Annotated in this window: 9 protein-coding genes; 5 read left to right on the forward strand and 4 right to left on the reverse strand. The window is 39.1% G+C overall.

Annotated elements, in window-relative coordinates:
• Nucleotides 1-10: 10 nt before the first annotated feature.
• Genes IPH66_03280 through IPH66_03290 form a run of 3 tightly spaced genes read right to left on the reverse strand, consistent with a single transcriptional unit; the run spans nucleotide 11 to nucleotide 7,324 of the window.
• Nucleotides 11-2,134, reverse strand: a complete 2,124-nt coding sequence (locus tag IPH66_03280; protein MBK7128374.1) for an OmpA family protein — start codon at nucleotides 2,132-2,134, stop codon at nucleotides 11-13.
• Nucleotides 2,131-3,126: a PorP/SprF family type IX secretion system membrane protein gene (locus IPH66_03285; protein ID MBK7128375.1), complete on the reverse strand. Its 996-nt coding sequence runs from the start codon at nucleotides 3,124-3,126 to the stop codon at nucleotides 2,131-2,133. Before IPH66_03285 ends, IPH66_03280 begins: the two co-directional genes overlap by 4 nt.
• 10 nt (nucleotides 3,127-3,136) lie before the next feature.
• Nucleotides 3,137-7,324 (reverse strand): PKD domain-containing protein, encoded by a 4,188-nt coding sequence (locus IPH66_03290; protein MBK7128376.1) that lies wholly within the window; start codon nucleotides 7,322-7,324, stop codon nucleotides 3,137-3,139.
• A 185-nt stretch (nucleotides 7,325-7,509) separates the two neighbouring features.
• Here IPH66_03290 and IPH66_03295 point away from each other — a divergent pair, with 185 nt between their 5' ends.
• Nucleotides 7,510-10,917: a T9SS type A sorting domain-containing protein gene (locus tag IPH66_03295; GenBank protein ID MBK7128377.1), complete on the forward strand. Its 3,408-nt coding sequence runs from the start codon at nucleotides 7,510-7,512 to the stop codon at nucleotides 10,915-10,917.
• Nucleotides 10,918-10,952: 35 nt separating this feature from the next.
• On the opposite strand, the gene IPH66_03300 is transcribed toward IPH66_03295, so the two are convergent.
• A complete protein-coding gene (locus IPH66_03300) occupies nucleotides 10,953-13,304 on the reverse strand; it encodes a prolyl oligopeptidase family serine peptidase (protein MBK7128378.1) in 2,352 nt (783 codons plus the stop codon).
• Nucleotides 13,305-13,415: 111 nt separating this feature from the next.
• On the opposite strand from IPH66_03300, the gene IPH66_03305 reads away from it, so the two are divergent.
• The 4 genes from IPH66_03305 to IPH66_03320 are packed head-to-tail and all read left to right on the forward strand — an operon-like array spanning nucleotide 13,416 to nucleotide 17,949.
• Nucleotides 13,416-13,865 (forward strand): MarR family transcriptional regulator, encoded by a 450-nt coding sequence (locus tag IPH66_03305; GenBank protein MBK7128379.1) that lies wholly within the window; start codon nucleotides 13,416-13,418, stop codon nucleotides 13,863-13,865.
• Nucleotides 13,862-16,264 (forward strand): 3-hydroxyacyl-CoA dehydrogenase, encoded by a 2,403-nt coding sequence (locus IPH66_03310; protein MBK7128380.1) that lies wholly within the window; start codon nucleotides 13,862-13,864, stop codon nucleotides 16,262-16,264. Before IPH66_03305 ends, IPH66_03310 begins: the two co-directional genes overlap by 4 nt.
• Before the next feature lie 57 nt (nucleotides 16,265-16,321).
• Nucleotides 16,322-17,500 (forward strand): acetyl-CoA C-acyltransferase, encoded by a 1,179-nt coding sequence (locus tag IPH66_03315; GenBank protein ID MBK7128381.1) that lies wholly within the window; start codon nucleotides 16,322-16,324, stop codon nucleotides 17,498-17,500.
• Nucleotides 17,500-17,949, forward strand: coding sequence for a GNAT family N-acetyltransferase (locus IPH66_03320; GenBank protein MBK7128382.1), 450 nt, complete (start codon nucleotides 17,500-17,502; stop codon nucleotides 17,947-17,949). The genes IPH66_03315 and IPH66_03320 overlap by 1 nt, the downstream gene beginning before the upstream one ends.
• Nucleotides 17,950-18,015 lie beyond the last annotated feature (66 nt).

Genomic DNA, 18,015 nt, shown 5'->3' on the forward strand with positions numbered 1-18,015 from the left:
AATGGTACGCTTAATTTTGTTCAAGGACAAAGAAGGCAGTTCTTCTGTTGCGCTGGTGGGCAGTCTCTCTTGAGTTTTCATCAGGCAATGCTTCAATGTAAGCCGGTGTCAATGTTACGATTGTCCCGTCTGGTCCCGGTACTTCTGCCGGCATTGTTTCTCCATAACCCTTAGGCATTAATCTTTCTCTTGGTATACCGTGGTCAACTAAATAATCAACTACACTTTGGGCTCGTCTTTCAGAAAGCCTGAGATTGTAATCGTCATTTCCACGCATGTCTGTATGTGATCTTATTTCAATAGTCAGGTTACTGTTTAATTCAAGAAACTCAATGAGGTTATCAAGAATTTTTTCAGATTCTGGTCGCAGGTTGGCACTGTCAAAGTCGTATTCTATTCCTTCAATAGTAATCTCACCTTTAGGAATCTTTTCAAGATAAAAGTCTTGCTGATAATTTCTTGATTCTGTTTCACCAAGAGTAAAAACTACTGCCTTGTCTGCAAAATAATCTGTTTGAGATGCTCTCATGAATAATTCAAGATTGGGCACAAGCTCATGCTGGTAATAACCGTTTTCATCAGCTATAATTTCAAAATGCTCCCATTTATAATTGGCGTCTTTGAATTCTATTTTCGCTCCCGGAATAATTTCATTGGTAGTTGCGTCATAGACATACCCACTGATAAAAAATTTCATCTCAGGGCGCTCAATCTGATAAATTTTATTGCAGTGTATGCTCAGGTTATATATAGAATCACATTCAGAGCACGCTTCGCGATCTGATGAAACATAACCAATTCTGAGTTGTTCATCAACAATATAATAACTATCATCACGACTTGAATTAACCGGAGCGCCAACATTAACTGATTCGCTCCACCATTCAGTTTCTTCATTCCATTTGGTGGCGTAAATATCAAGTCCACCAAATCCAATATGTCCGCCCGAAGCAAAATAAAGTGTTTGGGTAATATCATGGTAAAACGGAGTGATTTCATCATCAAACGTGTTCACCTGATTACCCAAGTTCACTGGTTCAGTTGTCTCACCATTTGGTCCAAGTGTGGTCATCCAGATATCCATGCCGCCTTCACCGCCTGGACGGTTAGTGGCAAAAAACAATGTTTTACCATCAGATGACAACGAGGGGTTCATTGATCTAAACCCATCCATGTTTACGTTGTTGTCCAAGGCAAATGGAGCTAGCCACGTGTTATTGAATTTTCTGCTGGCATAAATTTTAGTTTCATTTCGGTTATCCGGATCCATGCGTGTGAAAAAAATCGCATTGCCGTCTTCTGAAATTACTGCACTTGCTTCATGATACTCTGATGAGTTGATTGAGAAAGGAAATTTTTCAATTGCTCCAAATGATCCGTCTTCATTGAGCTTGACAAGGTAGATGTCTAACATATACAACTCAAGTGGATTCTCATTTTCTGATACTATTGAATCTGGTTTGTCTTCAATGCGAGCGCTTGAAAAAATCATGTACTCGTCAGAGACAAATTGTAATCCGAAACTTGTACTGCCGCCATTAATTACGTCTCCGGGATTTGTAATTGTTATCCCCTCTTTTGTGTTGTTGGGGTTCATTGCAAATTGACAACTTGCAATTTTTGAATTGGATAGTTGATAGTATTGGTTGTCAGGATCATTATTTAACGACTGAAATCCTTCAAACTCAGTCATGGCCTCTCCAAATTTACTGTTGTACATCAGCGAAACGCCATAGAAATACTGAACGTAAGGAAATTGTTCAAGTGGGTATTTCATTGCTGCCGCATACCATATTTCTGCATTTTTGTAATCATCTGCCAAACGGTAAGCATCAGCTAATTTATGAATTAACTCAATTTGTTTAGCAGTAGGGTTTTCAGGCGGCTTAACGGTACCATCCTCATTTTTTTCAGGCTCTTTATACGCAGGAGAAATTTCATAAGCATAATACAGTGCCTCTTCTCCCTGCTGCACTTTGTATAAGACAAATGCGTAATAATAAACTGCGTTTGAATATTGACCATTTGCCATGGCCGCATCTCCCATTCTGATAAGTTCATTATCAGTTTGCGCTACCGAACTAGTGGTGAGCACAAGTAATGATATAGCTGATAAAATAATTCTCTTCATCATAATCTAGGACAAGTTGGAACCGGATTTGGATTAGGTGTACTGAAAATGTATGTAAGTGAAATTTCAGTTCCTCCTCTGCCGCGTGATACATTATTTAAATCTGACGTATTAATGTCGTAGCTTATTCTTCCAATGAATTTTGCATACTTGGCTCCAAACTCCAGAATTGCAGCATCCTTGTTTCTGTAGGTGACTCCACCCAATAAAAATAAATCCTTGTTTGGAAGATAAAATTGTGCCTGTGCTGCATAGGTTAGCTCCATCGCTTCTTTTTGATATTGGAAAAAAACTTTTGGCATGATAGAAATTGTTGGAGTAACAACAAATCTTGCACCTAAGATACCTTCAGTGCGCAAAGGCAATTTATTGTTGCTTGCGCCTAAAAAAGATTCTTTGGGATTATTGATATGGTAAACCGTAATGCCCCCAAAAGGGTTAATCATGCTCATTGGATCAGCATAGTAATACATTGCCCCGGCAGTAACATCTAAATTTAAAATGCCATTACCCGAAAAATTTTCGTTGGATGACAATGCTGTGTTGAAGTTTCCTGCGCCATCTGTTTTTACATATTGATTTGCAAACGTAAGAGCAGATGAATTAATTGATTTTTGAAAAAAACCTACCTGAACACCAACACTGATAAAACTGAATTTGCGTGCGCCAAAACTAATTTTATACGCTGCAGATGGTAATACGCTCACAACATTGTATCCACCTGTGCCGGCTCTGAAATTTGCAATTTGACCTCCGTATCCCCATTTTCCTTTGTTGACATCAAAGCTTATTAGTCCGGTAGTGAACGGTTTCGTTGCAACAGCCATCCATTGATTGCGGTAATGCCCGTGAATGCGATACTCTCCTTTGAACACTCCAGTCATTCCCGGATTTGCATTCAAGGCAGCCGCATCATATTGTGAGAGATGGAAATCTTGAGCATAAATTTGAAATGCAAGAAATCCGAATGTGATTATAACAACTAATTTTTTCATGATTTCTGCCTTATCTTATAAGTGAAACATCTCCTGATAAACTGTGTTCTTCATCGTCATAAGTTTTGACGACAGCCACGTAAACATAAACACCAACCGGTTGGTCAACGCCATTGTATTTGCCATCCCAACCCAGTGAGGTAGGATCATTGGTCTCAAATATTACTTGCCCCCAATTATTATAAATTTTAAAGTTCACTTCTTTGAAATTACCTCCCAATATCATTAGCCAGTCATTATTATTATCACCGTTTGGTGAAAAAGCTGAAGGCACTTGTGGCCCGTGATAAATTGGTACAACAACTATTGCCGTGTCTACACAACCTGCAGTATCTGTCACAATGAGCATAACATCATACTGTCCTTCGTTTTGATACGGGTGAGCTGGATTTTGTTGGTCAGAAGTATCGCCATCACCAAAACTCCAATCCCAGAATTCTAAAGGTGCGCCATTTGGATTTGATTCATCAGTAAATTGTATATCAACCAATAAATTTCCGCTTGGTGGGTTAGCTGTGAATGCGGCATCAGGGCCTGGTAAAATATTTACACTTACCACGGTATCATTGCTGCAACCAAATCCGCTGGTTACCGAAAGTGTAACATTATAAACCTGAGATGAGCCATATTGGTGAACAGGGTTAACATCTGTAGAAGTACCTCCATCACCAAAATTCCATGCCCATGTTGCAATGGTATCTCCGGTTACTGAAGAAGCATCATAAAAATAAGTGCCACCTGGCAAGCATGGTGCAGGTAAATCAAACGCAGCAACAGGAATGAAATGAGAAGTGACAGGCAGAATCAGCGTGTCTTCACATCCGTTGGCTGATGTCACTATGAGTTGTACAGGGTGAATTCCTGGACTAGTAAAAGTATGAGTTGGGTCAGTTTGAGTTGATGTTAGACCGGTCTCAAATGTCCATTCATATCCAACAATTGGATCAACACTGGTTGAGGTATTTGTGAATGGAATGGTGGTTCCGTAACACCCTTCTACAAAGGTAAAATCTGGAGTAGGGGAAGGAACAATAACAAGGTCAAGCGTGTCATATAATGCATTGCAGCCGCCATTATCTATAGTCTGAAAATAAATCTGTACCGTACCGTTAGATTCATCTGTTGTGCCGTGATTATAGAATGTCAAGGCTGATGAATCATCCGGAGTAAAGTTTCCATCGCCGGTTGTTTGCCACCAGCCATTTCCGGTTGATGAGTTAGATTCAAGTTGAAGTGGGAATCCGGCGCAAATCGTGTCATCGTAAACCAAATTCATTGTTGGTGGTTGGTGAAACGTGATATAGAGAGAATCTTGATCATCCGGGCAACCTGAAAAATTGAACGTTTCAATGTACAATGTAATTTGTCCGGAAGAAACATCAGTCGGGTCAAATGTATAAGTAGCGTTCAGAGAAGAAGGATCATCAAATGAACCTGCTCCGTTTGTTGTCCAAATTACATTAGCTGCAAATTGAACACTTGCATTCAATATTACGTAGAGTGAATCTTCACAAACATCAATATTACCTCCCGTATTGATTTCAGGCGTATCCAAATATTGAATATTGATGGTGTCCGTTTGAGCAGGACAATTTCCATTTCCTGTTGAAGTAAGTACGAGTTGAGTAAATCCGTTGTTTAACTCAGCTAATGACGGAAAGTAAGTTGCATTTAAGTTGGTTGCAGAAGGAACAAATACTCCTCCATTAGGTGTCCACACCCCACCGGTTGCACCAATAACAATACCGTTCATGTCCAATCCTGGATTTGAAACACACATTGCGGTGTCTAATCCGGCATTAACAATAGGCAAAGATTGAATGTTTAGATTTTGAACTATGGTGTCTGAACATCCTGCATTATTTGTAACAACAAGTTGCACCGGCATGGTTCCACCTGCAGAATAAGTGTGATTAGGATTCTGCGCAGTACTTGTTGATGCATCACCAAAATCCCATTCATAACCTGTAATGGATGTTCCGGCCGAAGTTGAAGATTGATCCACAAAGGCAACATCTGTTCCAACGCAAGTTCCTGCCGGTAAATCAAAGTCAGGAATCAAATCAGAAATTGTTATTGGTGAAGTAGTTGATGTTTCACAGTCAGTGCCCTTTTGAGCAATTAAAGTAATCGTATAATTTCCGAAAGATGGATAGGTGAAAGACGGGTTTGAAACTATACTGGTGTCACCCGGATCACCCGTTCCAAAATCCCACCAGAAACCATTGGCGCCAGGGTCACTATTATTCACGAAATTTATCGTTGAGCCTGAGCAGAAATCAGTTGTTCCAATGATTGCCTGTGGTGCATCGTCCACATGAATAAGTTTTACAATTGTGTCTTTACAACCTAATGAACTTGTAACAATCAATTGCACATTGTAGTCTCCTGAAACAGAATATCCGTGTGTTGGATTTTGTAAGGTGGTAGTTGACATATCGCCAAAATTCCACTCCCATTGAGTGATCGTACCGTTGACATTAGATGACATGTCAGAATAATTTATCAAGACATTTGTGCAGGTTGTGTCTAAATCTGCAAAATCAGCTGTGACATTTGATATGAGTAAATTATAGGTGGTTGTGTCAGCACAGGTTGTGCCTTTCTGAGCAATAAGTGTAACAGTGTAAGATCCATATCCATAACCTGAATAGTCAAAAGTAGGATCTGCAACATTGCTGGTATCATCAGGAAAACTGGTTCCGAAATCCCACCAAAAACCATTTGCCAGAGGATCACTATTATTGTTGAAGGTCACATTTGGACCGTTACAACCGGGCATTGCTGTTATTGCTGCCTGAGGAGGTACTTTGACATACAATTGTTTGGTGATGGTGTCTGAGCAACCAACGTCAGTGTGCACTATCAACTGAACAGTTTGGTTTCCTGAGGATGAATAGGCATGATTTGGGTTTTGTAAAGTAGAAGATTGTCCATCACCAAAATCCCATTCCCATGCATTCAATGTTCCATTAAAAGCTGGAATAGAAAGATCTTGAAATGCAGTAGATTCTCCGATACACACAGTATCAGGATGAGAAAAATCTCCGGTCAAACCAGATATCACTAACGTGTAGTAAGCTGTATCAGCGCATAGTGTTCCTTTTTGTGCCATGAGCGTTATTGGATATGTACCCATCGCACCATAGTTAAATGTTGGTTCAAAAACTATACTCGTGTCTGCAGGATTTCCGGTTCCAAAATCCCACCAAAAACCGTTAGCTCCGGCGCCACTATTATTGATAAACTGGATATTGGTGCCTGAACAGCCATCAACTGCTCCAATACCGGCATCCTGAGGAGGAGGACAGTTGAGTACATTGAACTGAAAGTCACGCGTAATTTTTCCAATTTTTATTCCATCACGATACTCTTCAATCATGACCCCAACAACAAACTGACCTTGTATAGGAGGGATACCGCTAATAATACCGTTTGAATTAATGGTAAGTCCTGGCAATGAACCTGCTGTTGGATCAAGAGGATCGGTTGCACTATATCCGGCAAGCCAAGTAACAGTGTTAAAAGTAACGTTGTCAGGAGGTGTACCAAGTGCATTGATACCCGTTAAGTCATTGTAAGGCGTATAAAAAGAATACACTAGTGAATCTCCGTCTGAATCAGTTGCAGAGAAATCTAAATTTATATCATAACCTTGGCATACGAATACAGGAGGGAAGTTTGAAATAACCGGACTCGAGTTGGTAAGCCAAAGATTGTTGTCAGGCACATATGCATAAAATGTTTCTCTGGCAGAACCCGGGGCGCTTATGTTGTCAATTGAATTATTCCGGCAACAAAGACCCGTTGGAAAAGCACCGCCTGCAATAGCACTCATCCAAAGATGATAGCCACCTGTTCCAGGCGGTAACGAAACCACACTTGAAAAAATAGCTTCTTCAACACAAATTCCGGGATCAAAAGCACAAGTATCAATTGGCGGATCTAAGACAGTTCTACCTTGCATTGGCAAGCTGTACAAGCCCGGAGTTGGTGTACCACCGTTTCCATATCGCACATTGATCTGAACAGTTGCAGGGAAATCGAAGCAACTTGGACAACAATCACGATAAAGTTTACAGGTAAGTAAATAACTTGATCCACCTAAATGCTGGTATAGGATCTCTCCTCCGATGATGTGTGTACCAAAAGATTTTATAGACGCAATGAGCGCCAGAAGCAGTAGAAGTTTTTTCATCTTCACTCAGTTTTCATAGAGTTCAACCAGCGAAATTATTAATAAACTAGTAACAAAGCAAGTTTTAGACGGGTAATCTAAAAAATAAGGCAATTGGTCTGTTTTAGATTGTATTTTATCTGATTAATCCTTGGCTTCAACCGAAAATTAGCTATCTTAGCTGTTTGATTGAAAAAAAACTACTTATGATGAGAATCTACGCATTGCTTTTTATTGCGGTTCTTCTATCTGTTAATTCTATTGCTCAAATCAATGTGCAATGGGAAGCAAGATACAACCATTCAACCGGAAATTTTATTGATAACGCTGTTGATCTTGCATTGGATGCCAGTGGGAATACCTACGTTACCGGTACTTCATACAACGGAACAAGCTATGATATAGTCACCGTTAAATATGATTCAGATGGAAACGAGCTTTGGCAAACATCTTATGGCGGAACAGGAATTGACGAGGCAAATGCCATTGTGCTTGACGGTAATAATGATGTCATTGTTACAGGATCTCGCTATGTTAGCGGAAGTGATTATGATCTATGCATCATTAAATACGATGGCACAACAGGTGCAATTGATTGGTCAGTGATTAATAGTGGGTCAACACTTTATGATAGTGGAGAAGATGTTACGGTAGACGCTTCAAATAATGTCATTGTGGTAGGTTCACAATCAGTGAGTAGTTCTGATGTAAACTGGGTTGTACATAAATACAATTCTGCCGGAGTTTTTCAATGGACACAAACCGGAGGTGGAACGCTGAATGACATGGCAAAAGTGGTAGTCACTGATGCGGCCGGAGTTATTTATGTCGCCGGTCATAGAGAAAATTCAACAGCAACAACCTACTTTGATTTTTTAATACTTAAGTTTAATCCTGCCGGAGGTGCACCAATTGTGAATGTTACTCAAGATTCCGGCTATGGAAAATTGGATACACCTCACACCATGAAATTGGATGGATCAGGTAATATCATTGTTGGTGGGCAAGGGTTTTCTACAGTTATTGAAGAAGAAGATTATCTGCTAATGAAATTCAATAATAGTGGAACATTTCAGTGGCTTCAGATGTATGGAGGAGACGCCGAATCACTTGACCGCATCAATGCCTTGGATATTGATTTAGGAACCAATAATATTTATGTAACGGGAAGAAGTAAATCAGTTGCAACCAGTGAAGATTATGTTACGCGCGCTTATAATAGCAGTGGAACTCTTCTTTGGTCACAAACTTATTCAAGTCCCGGACTTGAGTTTGATGAAGCCACAGATATTTCAGTGGGTGGCAGCGGTAATTTATATGTTACCGGGTACAGTTATCTTACGGGTAATAACAATGATTATACAACGCTTAAATATGATCTCAGCGGAAATCTGCAATGGGAAACAAGTTTTGACGGACCATCTTCATTATCTGATCAGGCAGTGAGAATGAAATTAGATCCTATTGAGAATATATTTGTCACAGGAAAATCACACGGAGGCCCCTCAACTAATTTAGATTATAGTACCATAAAATATTGTCAGCTTGAAACTGTTGGCGGGGCTGATGAAGCAATTTGTAACGGTCAGACAGTTGACCTCACGGCAAGTGGTGGAATCAATATCACTTGGTCAGTTTTTTCCGGTGACATGACCAGTTTAAGTTGTACCAGTTGTGCTACGGTTACAGTTGATCCAAATGTTACGACAACTTATTTGGTTAGCAGTGAAAGCGCATCTGGTTGTATTGATTATGACACAGTGGTTGTGGTGGTAAATGCAATTCCAACTCCTGTAATTTATGCTGATGGACCCTTGAGTTTTTGTATTGGTGGTGATGTAGTTTTGTCAACTGACACCTATTCGTCTTACCTCTGGAGTACAACTGAAACATCTAATGCAATTACGGTAGCAACAGCTGGAACCTACACGGTGACAATTACAGATGGCAATGGGTGTCAGAACTCAGCTAATGCCGTGGTTGGCATTTATGCTCTACCCACAGTTGATGCCGGTGCTGATTTTAGTGTTTGTCCGGGCGAAGGATATCCATTAAACGCGACCGGGGCAGTTTCATATTTATGGAATGTTGACGTAACTCTTTCTCAATTAAATATTCCCAACCCAACGGCTACACCAACGGGGGGCACAAACTATATCGTTACCGGAACCGATGGAAATGGTTGTCAAGATAAGGACACTGTAGCTGCATCATTATTTACACTTCCTTCAGTAAATGCAGGGCCTGATGGTCAGGTGTGTTTGGGAGATTCTTGGCCAATGAATGCTACCGGTGCAAGTACTTATTTGTGGGCAAGTCATCCAACACTTTCACAACTTGATATTCCAAATCCTCTGGCAACACCAACAACGCAAACAGAATATTTCGTGACCGGAACAGATGGAAACGGTTGTTCCAATATTGATTCTGTAACTATCTCAACCATAAATTTACCCGGCATAAGTGCGGGAGTGGATAAAACAATTTGTGAAGGTGATAACGTTCAGATTTTTGCCACAGGAGGAATTTCTTATGTATGGAATTCTGATCCAACTTTGTCAAGTGAAACTATTTCAAATCCTTTTGCCTCGCCGTTAGTCACTACAACATACACCGTTGAAGGAACGGATATTAATGGGTGTTCAAATACTGATCAAGTGGTGGTAAATGTGAACACACTCCCGAATGTTTCAGCAGGTGCTGATACCTCTGTTTGTGTTGATGGAAGCATTCAATTACTTGCTACGGGTGCAGTTGATTATACATGGTCTCCAAATGCATCTTTGTCAGCAACCAATATTGCAAATCCAATTGCTTCACCTACCGGACCAACAACTTATTTTGTAACCGGAGAAGATGCAAACGGTTGTGAAAATTCAGCTCAGGTTACTGTAACTATAAACCCACTGCCAACGGTTAGTGCAGGATCTGATGTTGCAATATGTATTGGTGATAGTACACAGTTGAACGGAACAGGTGCCACCATCTACGTGTGGACATTTGATTTGACTTTATCAGATTTTATCATTGCAGATCCATGGGCAGAACCTTCAACGTCAACTTGGTATTATCTGACAGGAACAGATGCTAACGGATGCTCAAATTCAGACAGCGTGCTTGTTACGGTGAATCCTTTACCAACGCCACCGGTTATTGCTATTGACAGTGTTTTCATTTTCTCAAATTATCCTGACGGAAATCAATGGTATGTAAATGGAAACCCAATTGTTGGTGAAATAAATGATACGGTGAATTATGTCACCGTGGGACAAAATGGAGGATACACCGTTCTTTATACTGATGCTAACGGATGTTCATCTTTTTCTGAACCTTCTAACGTGATTATTATTTATGATGTGGGTGTTCAAGAAATGGAACAGGCTTTTGATGTTCACTTGTATCCAAATCCAACATCAGCCATTGTGAATATGGTACTTGAAAATGGTGCAGATTATATGATGCTGGTGGCTTTGGATGGAACAGTAATTATGGTACAGACAAATATAGCGGCAGGAAATTCTGAAATAGATTTAAGTGATCTTTCTGACGGCGTGTACTTGATTCAACTTGTCAAAGATGATTCAGTTGTTACCAAAAGAATAGTGAAAAACTAATTAAAAAAAGAGCGGAGCAAACAAGTCCGCTTTTTTTATTTTGATCCACCAATTTCTTGTTCAAACACTTCAAAAATTCTGCGGTACTCATCATGCCAGCTTGATGCTTCAATAAAGGCATGCGCTTCAACCGGATAACCTATGAGATCCCAATTTGTTTTACCTAGTTCAATGAATCGTTGACTGAGACGGACAACATCTTGATAGTGTACATTGTCATCTATTATTCCATGCAACATGATTAAGCGATCTTCCAAATTCTCAGCAAAATAAATTGGCGAACTTTTTCTGAATGCCTCCGGATCTGTTTCAGGTGTGTTTAAAATATTTGACGTGTAGTCATGATTATAGTGAGCCCAATCTGTAACTGACCGCAATGCTGCACCACATTTGAATTTTCCCGGTTCAGTGAGCAAAGCCATTAAGGTAATAAAACCACCATACGAACCACCATAAATACCAACCCTGTTTGAGTCAATTCCATATTCACGGATTAAAAGTTCTCTACCATCAATATAATCAGAAAGATCTTTGCCCCCCATGTGTCGGTAAATATCAGTTCTGAATTTTGAACCATATCCTTCACTTGCTCTGTAATCAATATCAATAACAGTGTAACCCAGTTGAGTTAATAGATGATGAAACATGTATTCACGATGATAGTGACTCCAATAATTGTGTGCATTCTGAAGGTAACCGGCTCCATGTACAAACATTACTGCGGCATTATTTTTTTTATCTTTTTCAGGCTGGTAGACACGTGCATAAACTGTGGTGTTATCTTTTGCTTTAAAGTTTATCACTTCAGGGTCAATCCACGAAATAGCATTGAATTCTTGAGTAGTTGAATGAGTAATTTGTTTCATCACCGTGTTCTCTGTCAGCGGAGCGTAATACAGTTCCCATGGTTTGTTTTTGTACGAATATCGGATGGCTAGCCATTTTTCATCCGGTGAAATTGTTACTTCGTGATAACCATCTTGTGTGAGAACAGGTATCATTTTTTCTGTGGCAATTTCCAGTAGGTAAAATTCTCTGTTGCCCGGATGATTTTTATTTGCCGTGATATAAAATTTTGATTTATCTGAAGACAATTTGGCATCGTGAATTTCATAGTTGCCTTTTGTTAGTTGTTTTGTGCTCCATTGTGATGTTGTATTAGTAATTTGTTCTGCAATGTAGATATGAGAGTATCCTGTTGCTTCAGACTGAAAATAGATTTTTGAATTATTAATCCATCCAACATTTCCGGCTTCACCTTTCCATCCAGAAATACCAGGACCACCAATCCATGTTGAATCGTGCTGATGATCAATCTCAGTAATTAGACCACTTGTTGTATCCATAACAGCAATCCACCTGTCTTTATTATCGTACGATTTTATTTCAAATAAAAATTTATCACCCGCGTCATTAAATCCATGCGGATGTATAATCATATCTTTCGCTTTTTCAGATTCTGCTTTAAAATTTTCTTGCTCATAGTATTTCAAAAATTCAGGTCGGCTGTGCGCGCCGGTGAGTTGTGAGAAGTCAATCTTGTAGCAAGAATCAGTGTGCGTGTTCAACAGATAAATTTCATGGGTTGGATTTTGAGAACCAACTTTTGGGCGCGCTGTGATTGATTGGGAGTAGCCGTCTTCAGTTAGGTAATTTTCAATGTGTGTTGGAGCGTCTTCAGGATATTGATCCAATGAATAAACAAGATGAGATTGTAGATTATTCAGAAGCATAAAGCTTGGATATTTTCCTTCCAGATAAACTGGTTTGGGCTTTGTGATACTGTGGTCATCAGAGAATTTTTTTCTATTTTCCTGCTCTTCATTTTTCCTGCGTATCACTTCAAAAATTTCTTCTTGTTGTGATAGCAGAAAGCTTTCTTCAACTTTAGCAGAAGGAGCATTACCGCTAACAAAATTGGTCAGCTGGGTCCATTGCCCCAATTCTGTATCAATCAAATAAAGTTGATTATTTTGTCTGATAATTACTTTACTCGCAGATATTAATTGGGTGATGTAATAATTTTCAAAAATTGACAGAATTAATTTCAGTTCTTTTCCTTGTAATTTAAAAAGTTGATGGTCTTTTTGAAAGTATACCGTGGTCTGATTTTTGAATGACGTAAATCCATCAACCGGTAAATGTAGGGTTTGATCTGCGCTTAGTTTTTTTATTTCCTGCTCTTTTAAATTAAATTGATAATACCACGGTTGCTGATTATTTTCTCTTTGCCATCTGAAGTAAATCGTTTGACCGTCTGGTGACCAAATAGGATTGAATGGTTGCTGTCCAATAAAGTCATTCCCTCGCATGATTTCCTTTAAATCAGGCATCTGCGCATAGATGGCGTGACTAATTATTAGCAGTAGTATTAAACTTATTCTCATAATCGCTGATTATTGTTGATTTTGCTAAGTAAACTAAAAAAGAGGAATAAATTTTTATAACTATGCGTGCATAATAAAAAATATATTTAACTTTACTCAGAATCTGATGATATGAATAGGGAGCAACTTTTTGAATTTTATGTGCGCAATAACTGGTTTAAAATATCCAGATATTACAATCAGGTTGCGGCAAAATATAAGATGACCTTTTCATGGGGATTCATTCTTATTAATGTTGAAAAAGAAGGAACGCCAAGTACATCATTGGGTCCGAAAATGGGAATGGAACCAACCAGTTTGTCACGCACATTAAAAAGTATGGAAGATCGTGGTTTAATTTATCGTGAACCTGATAAAGTAGATAAACGAAAATCACTCGTGTTTTTGACAGAGAAGGGTTTAGAAAAAAGAAAGATTGCAAGAGAAGTTGTACTTGAATTCAATCAGAAACTTTATGATATGTTGCCGAAAAGTAAGGTAGCAGCGTTTTTTGAAGTAAGCACTCGTATTGATGAATTATTGAACGAATTATTAGTAGAAAATAAAGAGAATCAAAAATGAACAGAAAAATTAAAAAGGTTGCGGTACTTGGATCCGGTGTAATGGGTTCAGCTATTGCTTGTCACTTTGCTAATATCGGATGTGAAGTTCTGTTGCTAGACATGGTGCCAAAAGAACCTAATGAGAAAGAAAAGGCCGCCGGTCTTACTCTTGAAAAAGCGCAAGTTAGAAATAGAATTGTGAATGATTCACTGTCGGCTTGCATCAAGTCAAAACCTTCACCGTTGTATAATTTCTCTTTTGCAAAAAGAATTTCAACCGGAAATTTTGATGACGATTTTCAAAAAATTAATCAGTATGACTGGGTAATTGAAGTTGTTGTTGAGCGATTAGATATTAAAAAAATTATTCTTGAAAAAGTTGACAAATTCAGAAAGCCCGGAACCTTGGTGTCGTCAAATACATCTGGTATTCCTATTCACATGATGTTGGATGGAAGAACTGAAGATTTTCAGAAACACTTTTGCGGAACACACTTTTTTAACCCTCCAAGATATTTACGTTTGCTTGAAATAATTCCTACACCAAAAACTGATCAGGCCATAATTGAATTTCTGATGCATTATGGCGCGCGTTTCTTGGGTAAAAAAACAGTGTTATGTAAAGACACGCCGGCTTTTATTGCAAACCGTGTTGGGGTATATTCTATCATGTCTCTTTTTCATGTAGTAGAAGAGATGGGATTGACCATTGATGAGGTTGACAAATTAACCGGCCCTGTACTTGGCAGACCAAAATCAGCAACGTTCAGAACATGCGATGTTGTTGGTCTTGACACGCTGGTGCATGTCGCAAATGGTCTTGCCGCCAATTGTCCAAATGATGAAGAAAAAGCAAGTTTTATTCTACCTTCTTATGTAAGTAAGATGGTTGAAAATAAATGGCTGGGATCAAAAACAAAACAAGGTTTTTATAAGAAGGTGAGTAAAGGTGCAGAGAGTGAAATACTCTCACTCAATCTTAAAACATTGGAATACGAATCAAAAAAGAAAGCAGATTTTCCAATTCTTGCCCAAACAAAATCAGTGGATGATTTGGCAACGCGCACAAAAATGTTGTTGGGCGCACCTGACAAAGCCGGGCAGTTTTTCAGAAAAATATTCTCAGGTTTATTCTCTTACGTTTCTTATCGTTTACCTGAAATTACAGATGAACTCTATAAAATTGATGATGCATTAAAAGCCGGCTTTGGGTGGGAATTAGGCCCGTTTGAAACATGGGATATTGTTGGGATTGAAAAAGGTGTTGCCATGATGAAGGAACATGGAAAAAATCCTGCATCATGGGTGTTAAAAATGATAGAGGCCGGAAACAAATCTTTCTTCAAAATTGAAAATGGAAAGAGACTATTCTACGATATTGCCAGCGCAAGCTACAAAATAATTCCGGGGACTGAAGGACTGGTTTTCATTGATAATTTACGTGATACTAAAACAGTTTGGAAAAATGCGGATTGTCATTTGATAGACTTGGGTGATGGCATTTTGAATCTTGAATTCCATACCAAAATGAATACCATTGGCGGTGGAGTATTGCAAGGTATCAATAAAGGAATTGATCTTGCTGAAACAGAATATAAAGGACTGATAATTTCAAATACCGGACAAAATTTTTCAGCGGGCGCAAACGTTGGATTAATTTTTATGATGGCTGCAGATCAGGAATATGATGAGTTGAATTTTGCCATCAAACAATTTCAAGATACCATGATGCGCGTGCGTTATTCGTCATGTCCGGTAATTGTTGCACCGCACAATATGGCCTTAGGTGGTGGTTGTGAAATGTCAATGCATGCTGATAAAGTAATTGCACATGCTGAATTGTACATGGGACTGGTTGAATTTGGTGTTGGGCTGATTCCTGGTGGTGGCGGAACTAAAGAATTTGCAAAACGACTTTCAGAAAGCTTTAAGCCGGGTGATGTGCGCATCAATAGATTCAGAGATAGTTTCCTTACAATTGGACAAGCCAAAGTTTCTACCTCTGCTGAAGAAGCTTTTGAACTGGGGTATCTGAGACGTGGAATTGATGAAATAGTTGTTGATCGTGATTACCAATTAACAAGAGCAAAAGAGGCCTGCCTTGCTCTTTATAACGCAGGATATACACAACCAATGAAACCAAAAAATATTTCTGTTCTTGGGCAAGAAGGATTGGGAATTGTTTATGTTGGCGCCAACACCATGCGCGAAGGAAATTACATATCAGAACATGATCAATACATTTCTGAAAAACTTGGATTCGTGCTTGCCGGAGGTGATTTGTCTGAAGTGTCTGAAGTAGATGAACAATATTTACTTGATTTGGAGCGCAAGGCGTTTTTAGATTTATGTACCAAGAAAAAAACTTTAGAGCGCATTCAATCTATTGTAACAAAAGGAAAAATTTTACGGAATTAAGTTTAAGTCCGGCGAGAATATTCAAAGCGCACGGAATCACCCCAACAAACATTATTTATGAAAACAGCATACATAGTAAAAGGATATCGCACCGCGGTTGGCAAGGCAAAAAAAGGAGGATTCAGATTTGCCCGTCCTGATGATTTGGCAGCAGACGTGATTAAACATCTTGTTTCACAAATTCCAAATCTAGACAAAAACAGAATTGATGATATCATTGTAGGTAATGCCATGCCTGAAGCTGAACAAGGCTTAAATGTGGGAAGATTAATTTCTCTCATGGGATTGGATACAGACAAAGTACCGGGCATGACCGTAAATAGATACTGTTCATCAGGACTAGAAACTCTTGCCATTGCCAAAGCAAAAATTGAAACCGGAATGGCAAGTTGTGTCATTGCCGGAGGAACAGAATCCATGTCTGCAATTGAGATGGGAGGATGGCGTGTAGTACCAAATCCAAAAATTTCAAAAACACATCCTGATTGGTATTGGGGAATGGGAACAACAGCTGAAGCCGTTGCCGCACAATATAAAGTGTCGCGTGAAGATCAAGATCAGTTTGCTTTGCAATCACACTTGAAAGCACTCAAAGCGCAAGCTGAAGGTAGATTTAATGATGATATTGTACCTATCAATGTGAATGAAGTTTATCTTGATGCAAACGGAAAACGTCAAGAAAAAATTAATGTCATTTCTCAGGACGAAGGCCCAAGAAAAGAAACAACAATTGAAGCGCTCTCATCGTTAAAACCTGTTTTTGATACCAAAGGATCAGTGACAGCCGGAAACTCATCACAAATGTCTGATGGCGCCGCTTTTTTAATGATGATGTCTGAAGAAATGGTGAAAGAATTAAATCTACAACCCATTGCAAAATTACTTTCATACAAAGTAGTTGGAGTAGAACCGCGCATCATGGGAATCGGTCCGGTTGATGCTATACCTGGCGCAGTAAAAATGGCCGGATTAAAATTGAATGATATTGATCTGTTTGAACTGAACGAGGCTTTTGCTTCTCAATCTTTGGCCGTGATTCGTGAAACAGGAATTAATCCTGAAATTGTCAATGTGAACGGAGGAGCCATTGCATTAGGTCATCCACTGGGTTGTACCGGCGGAAAATTATCTGTGCAAATTATTAACGAATTGAAAAAACGAAATAAAAAATACGGAGTAGTTACCATGTGCGTTGGAACCGGACAAGGAGCTGCCGGCGTTATTGAAGTGCTTTAATGAACAAAGAAATTGAAATAAAATTACTTGATCCAAAAGACATTCGTGCATTGCGTTTGAAAGTGCTTTGGCCGCATAAAGAAACCATTGAAAATTGTTCTTTACCTACAGACACTCAAGACGGAACTTTTCATGTTGGTGCGGTGATGAATGGAAAAGTAGTTGGCACCTCTTCCTTTCTGATTGATATCAATCAGAAATTTGAAGAGAAAAATCAATATCGGTTGCGTGCAATGGCTACAGATCCTGATATACAAAGTAGCGGAACAGGTGCGGCAATTATTGCTTTTGGCATTGAAGAATTAAAAAAGCGCGGCGTAAAATTACTTTGGTGTGATGCTCGTTTAAAGGCTTGTGGATTTTATGAGAAATTGAATTTTAACGTGCTGGGTGATATTTATGAAGTACCGGTAATTGGTCCGCACAAGTTGATGTATTTTGTTCTGTAGGGGTTAGGTTATAGGAGTTAGGGCTTAGGGTGAAATGGGCGGTGTTTATGCCGATAGAGGTTGGGG

It is taken from the genome of Crocinitomicaceae bacterium (assembly GCA_016708105.1).
Classification (GTDB): Bacteria; Bacteroidota; Bacteroidia; order Flavobacteriales_D; family Crocinitomicaceae; genus JADJGJ01.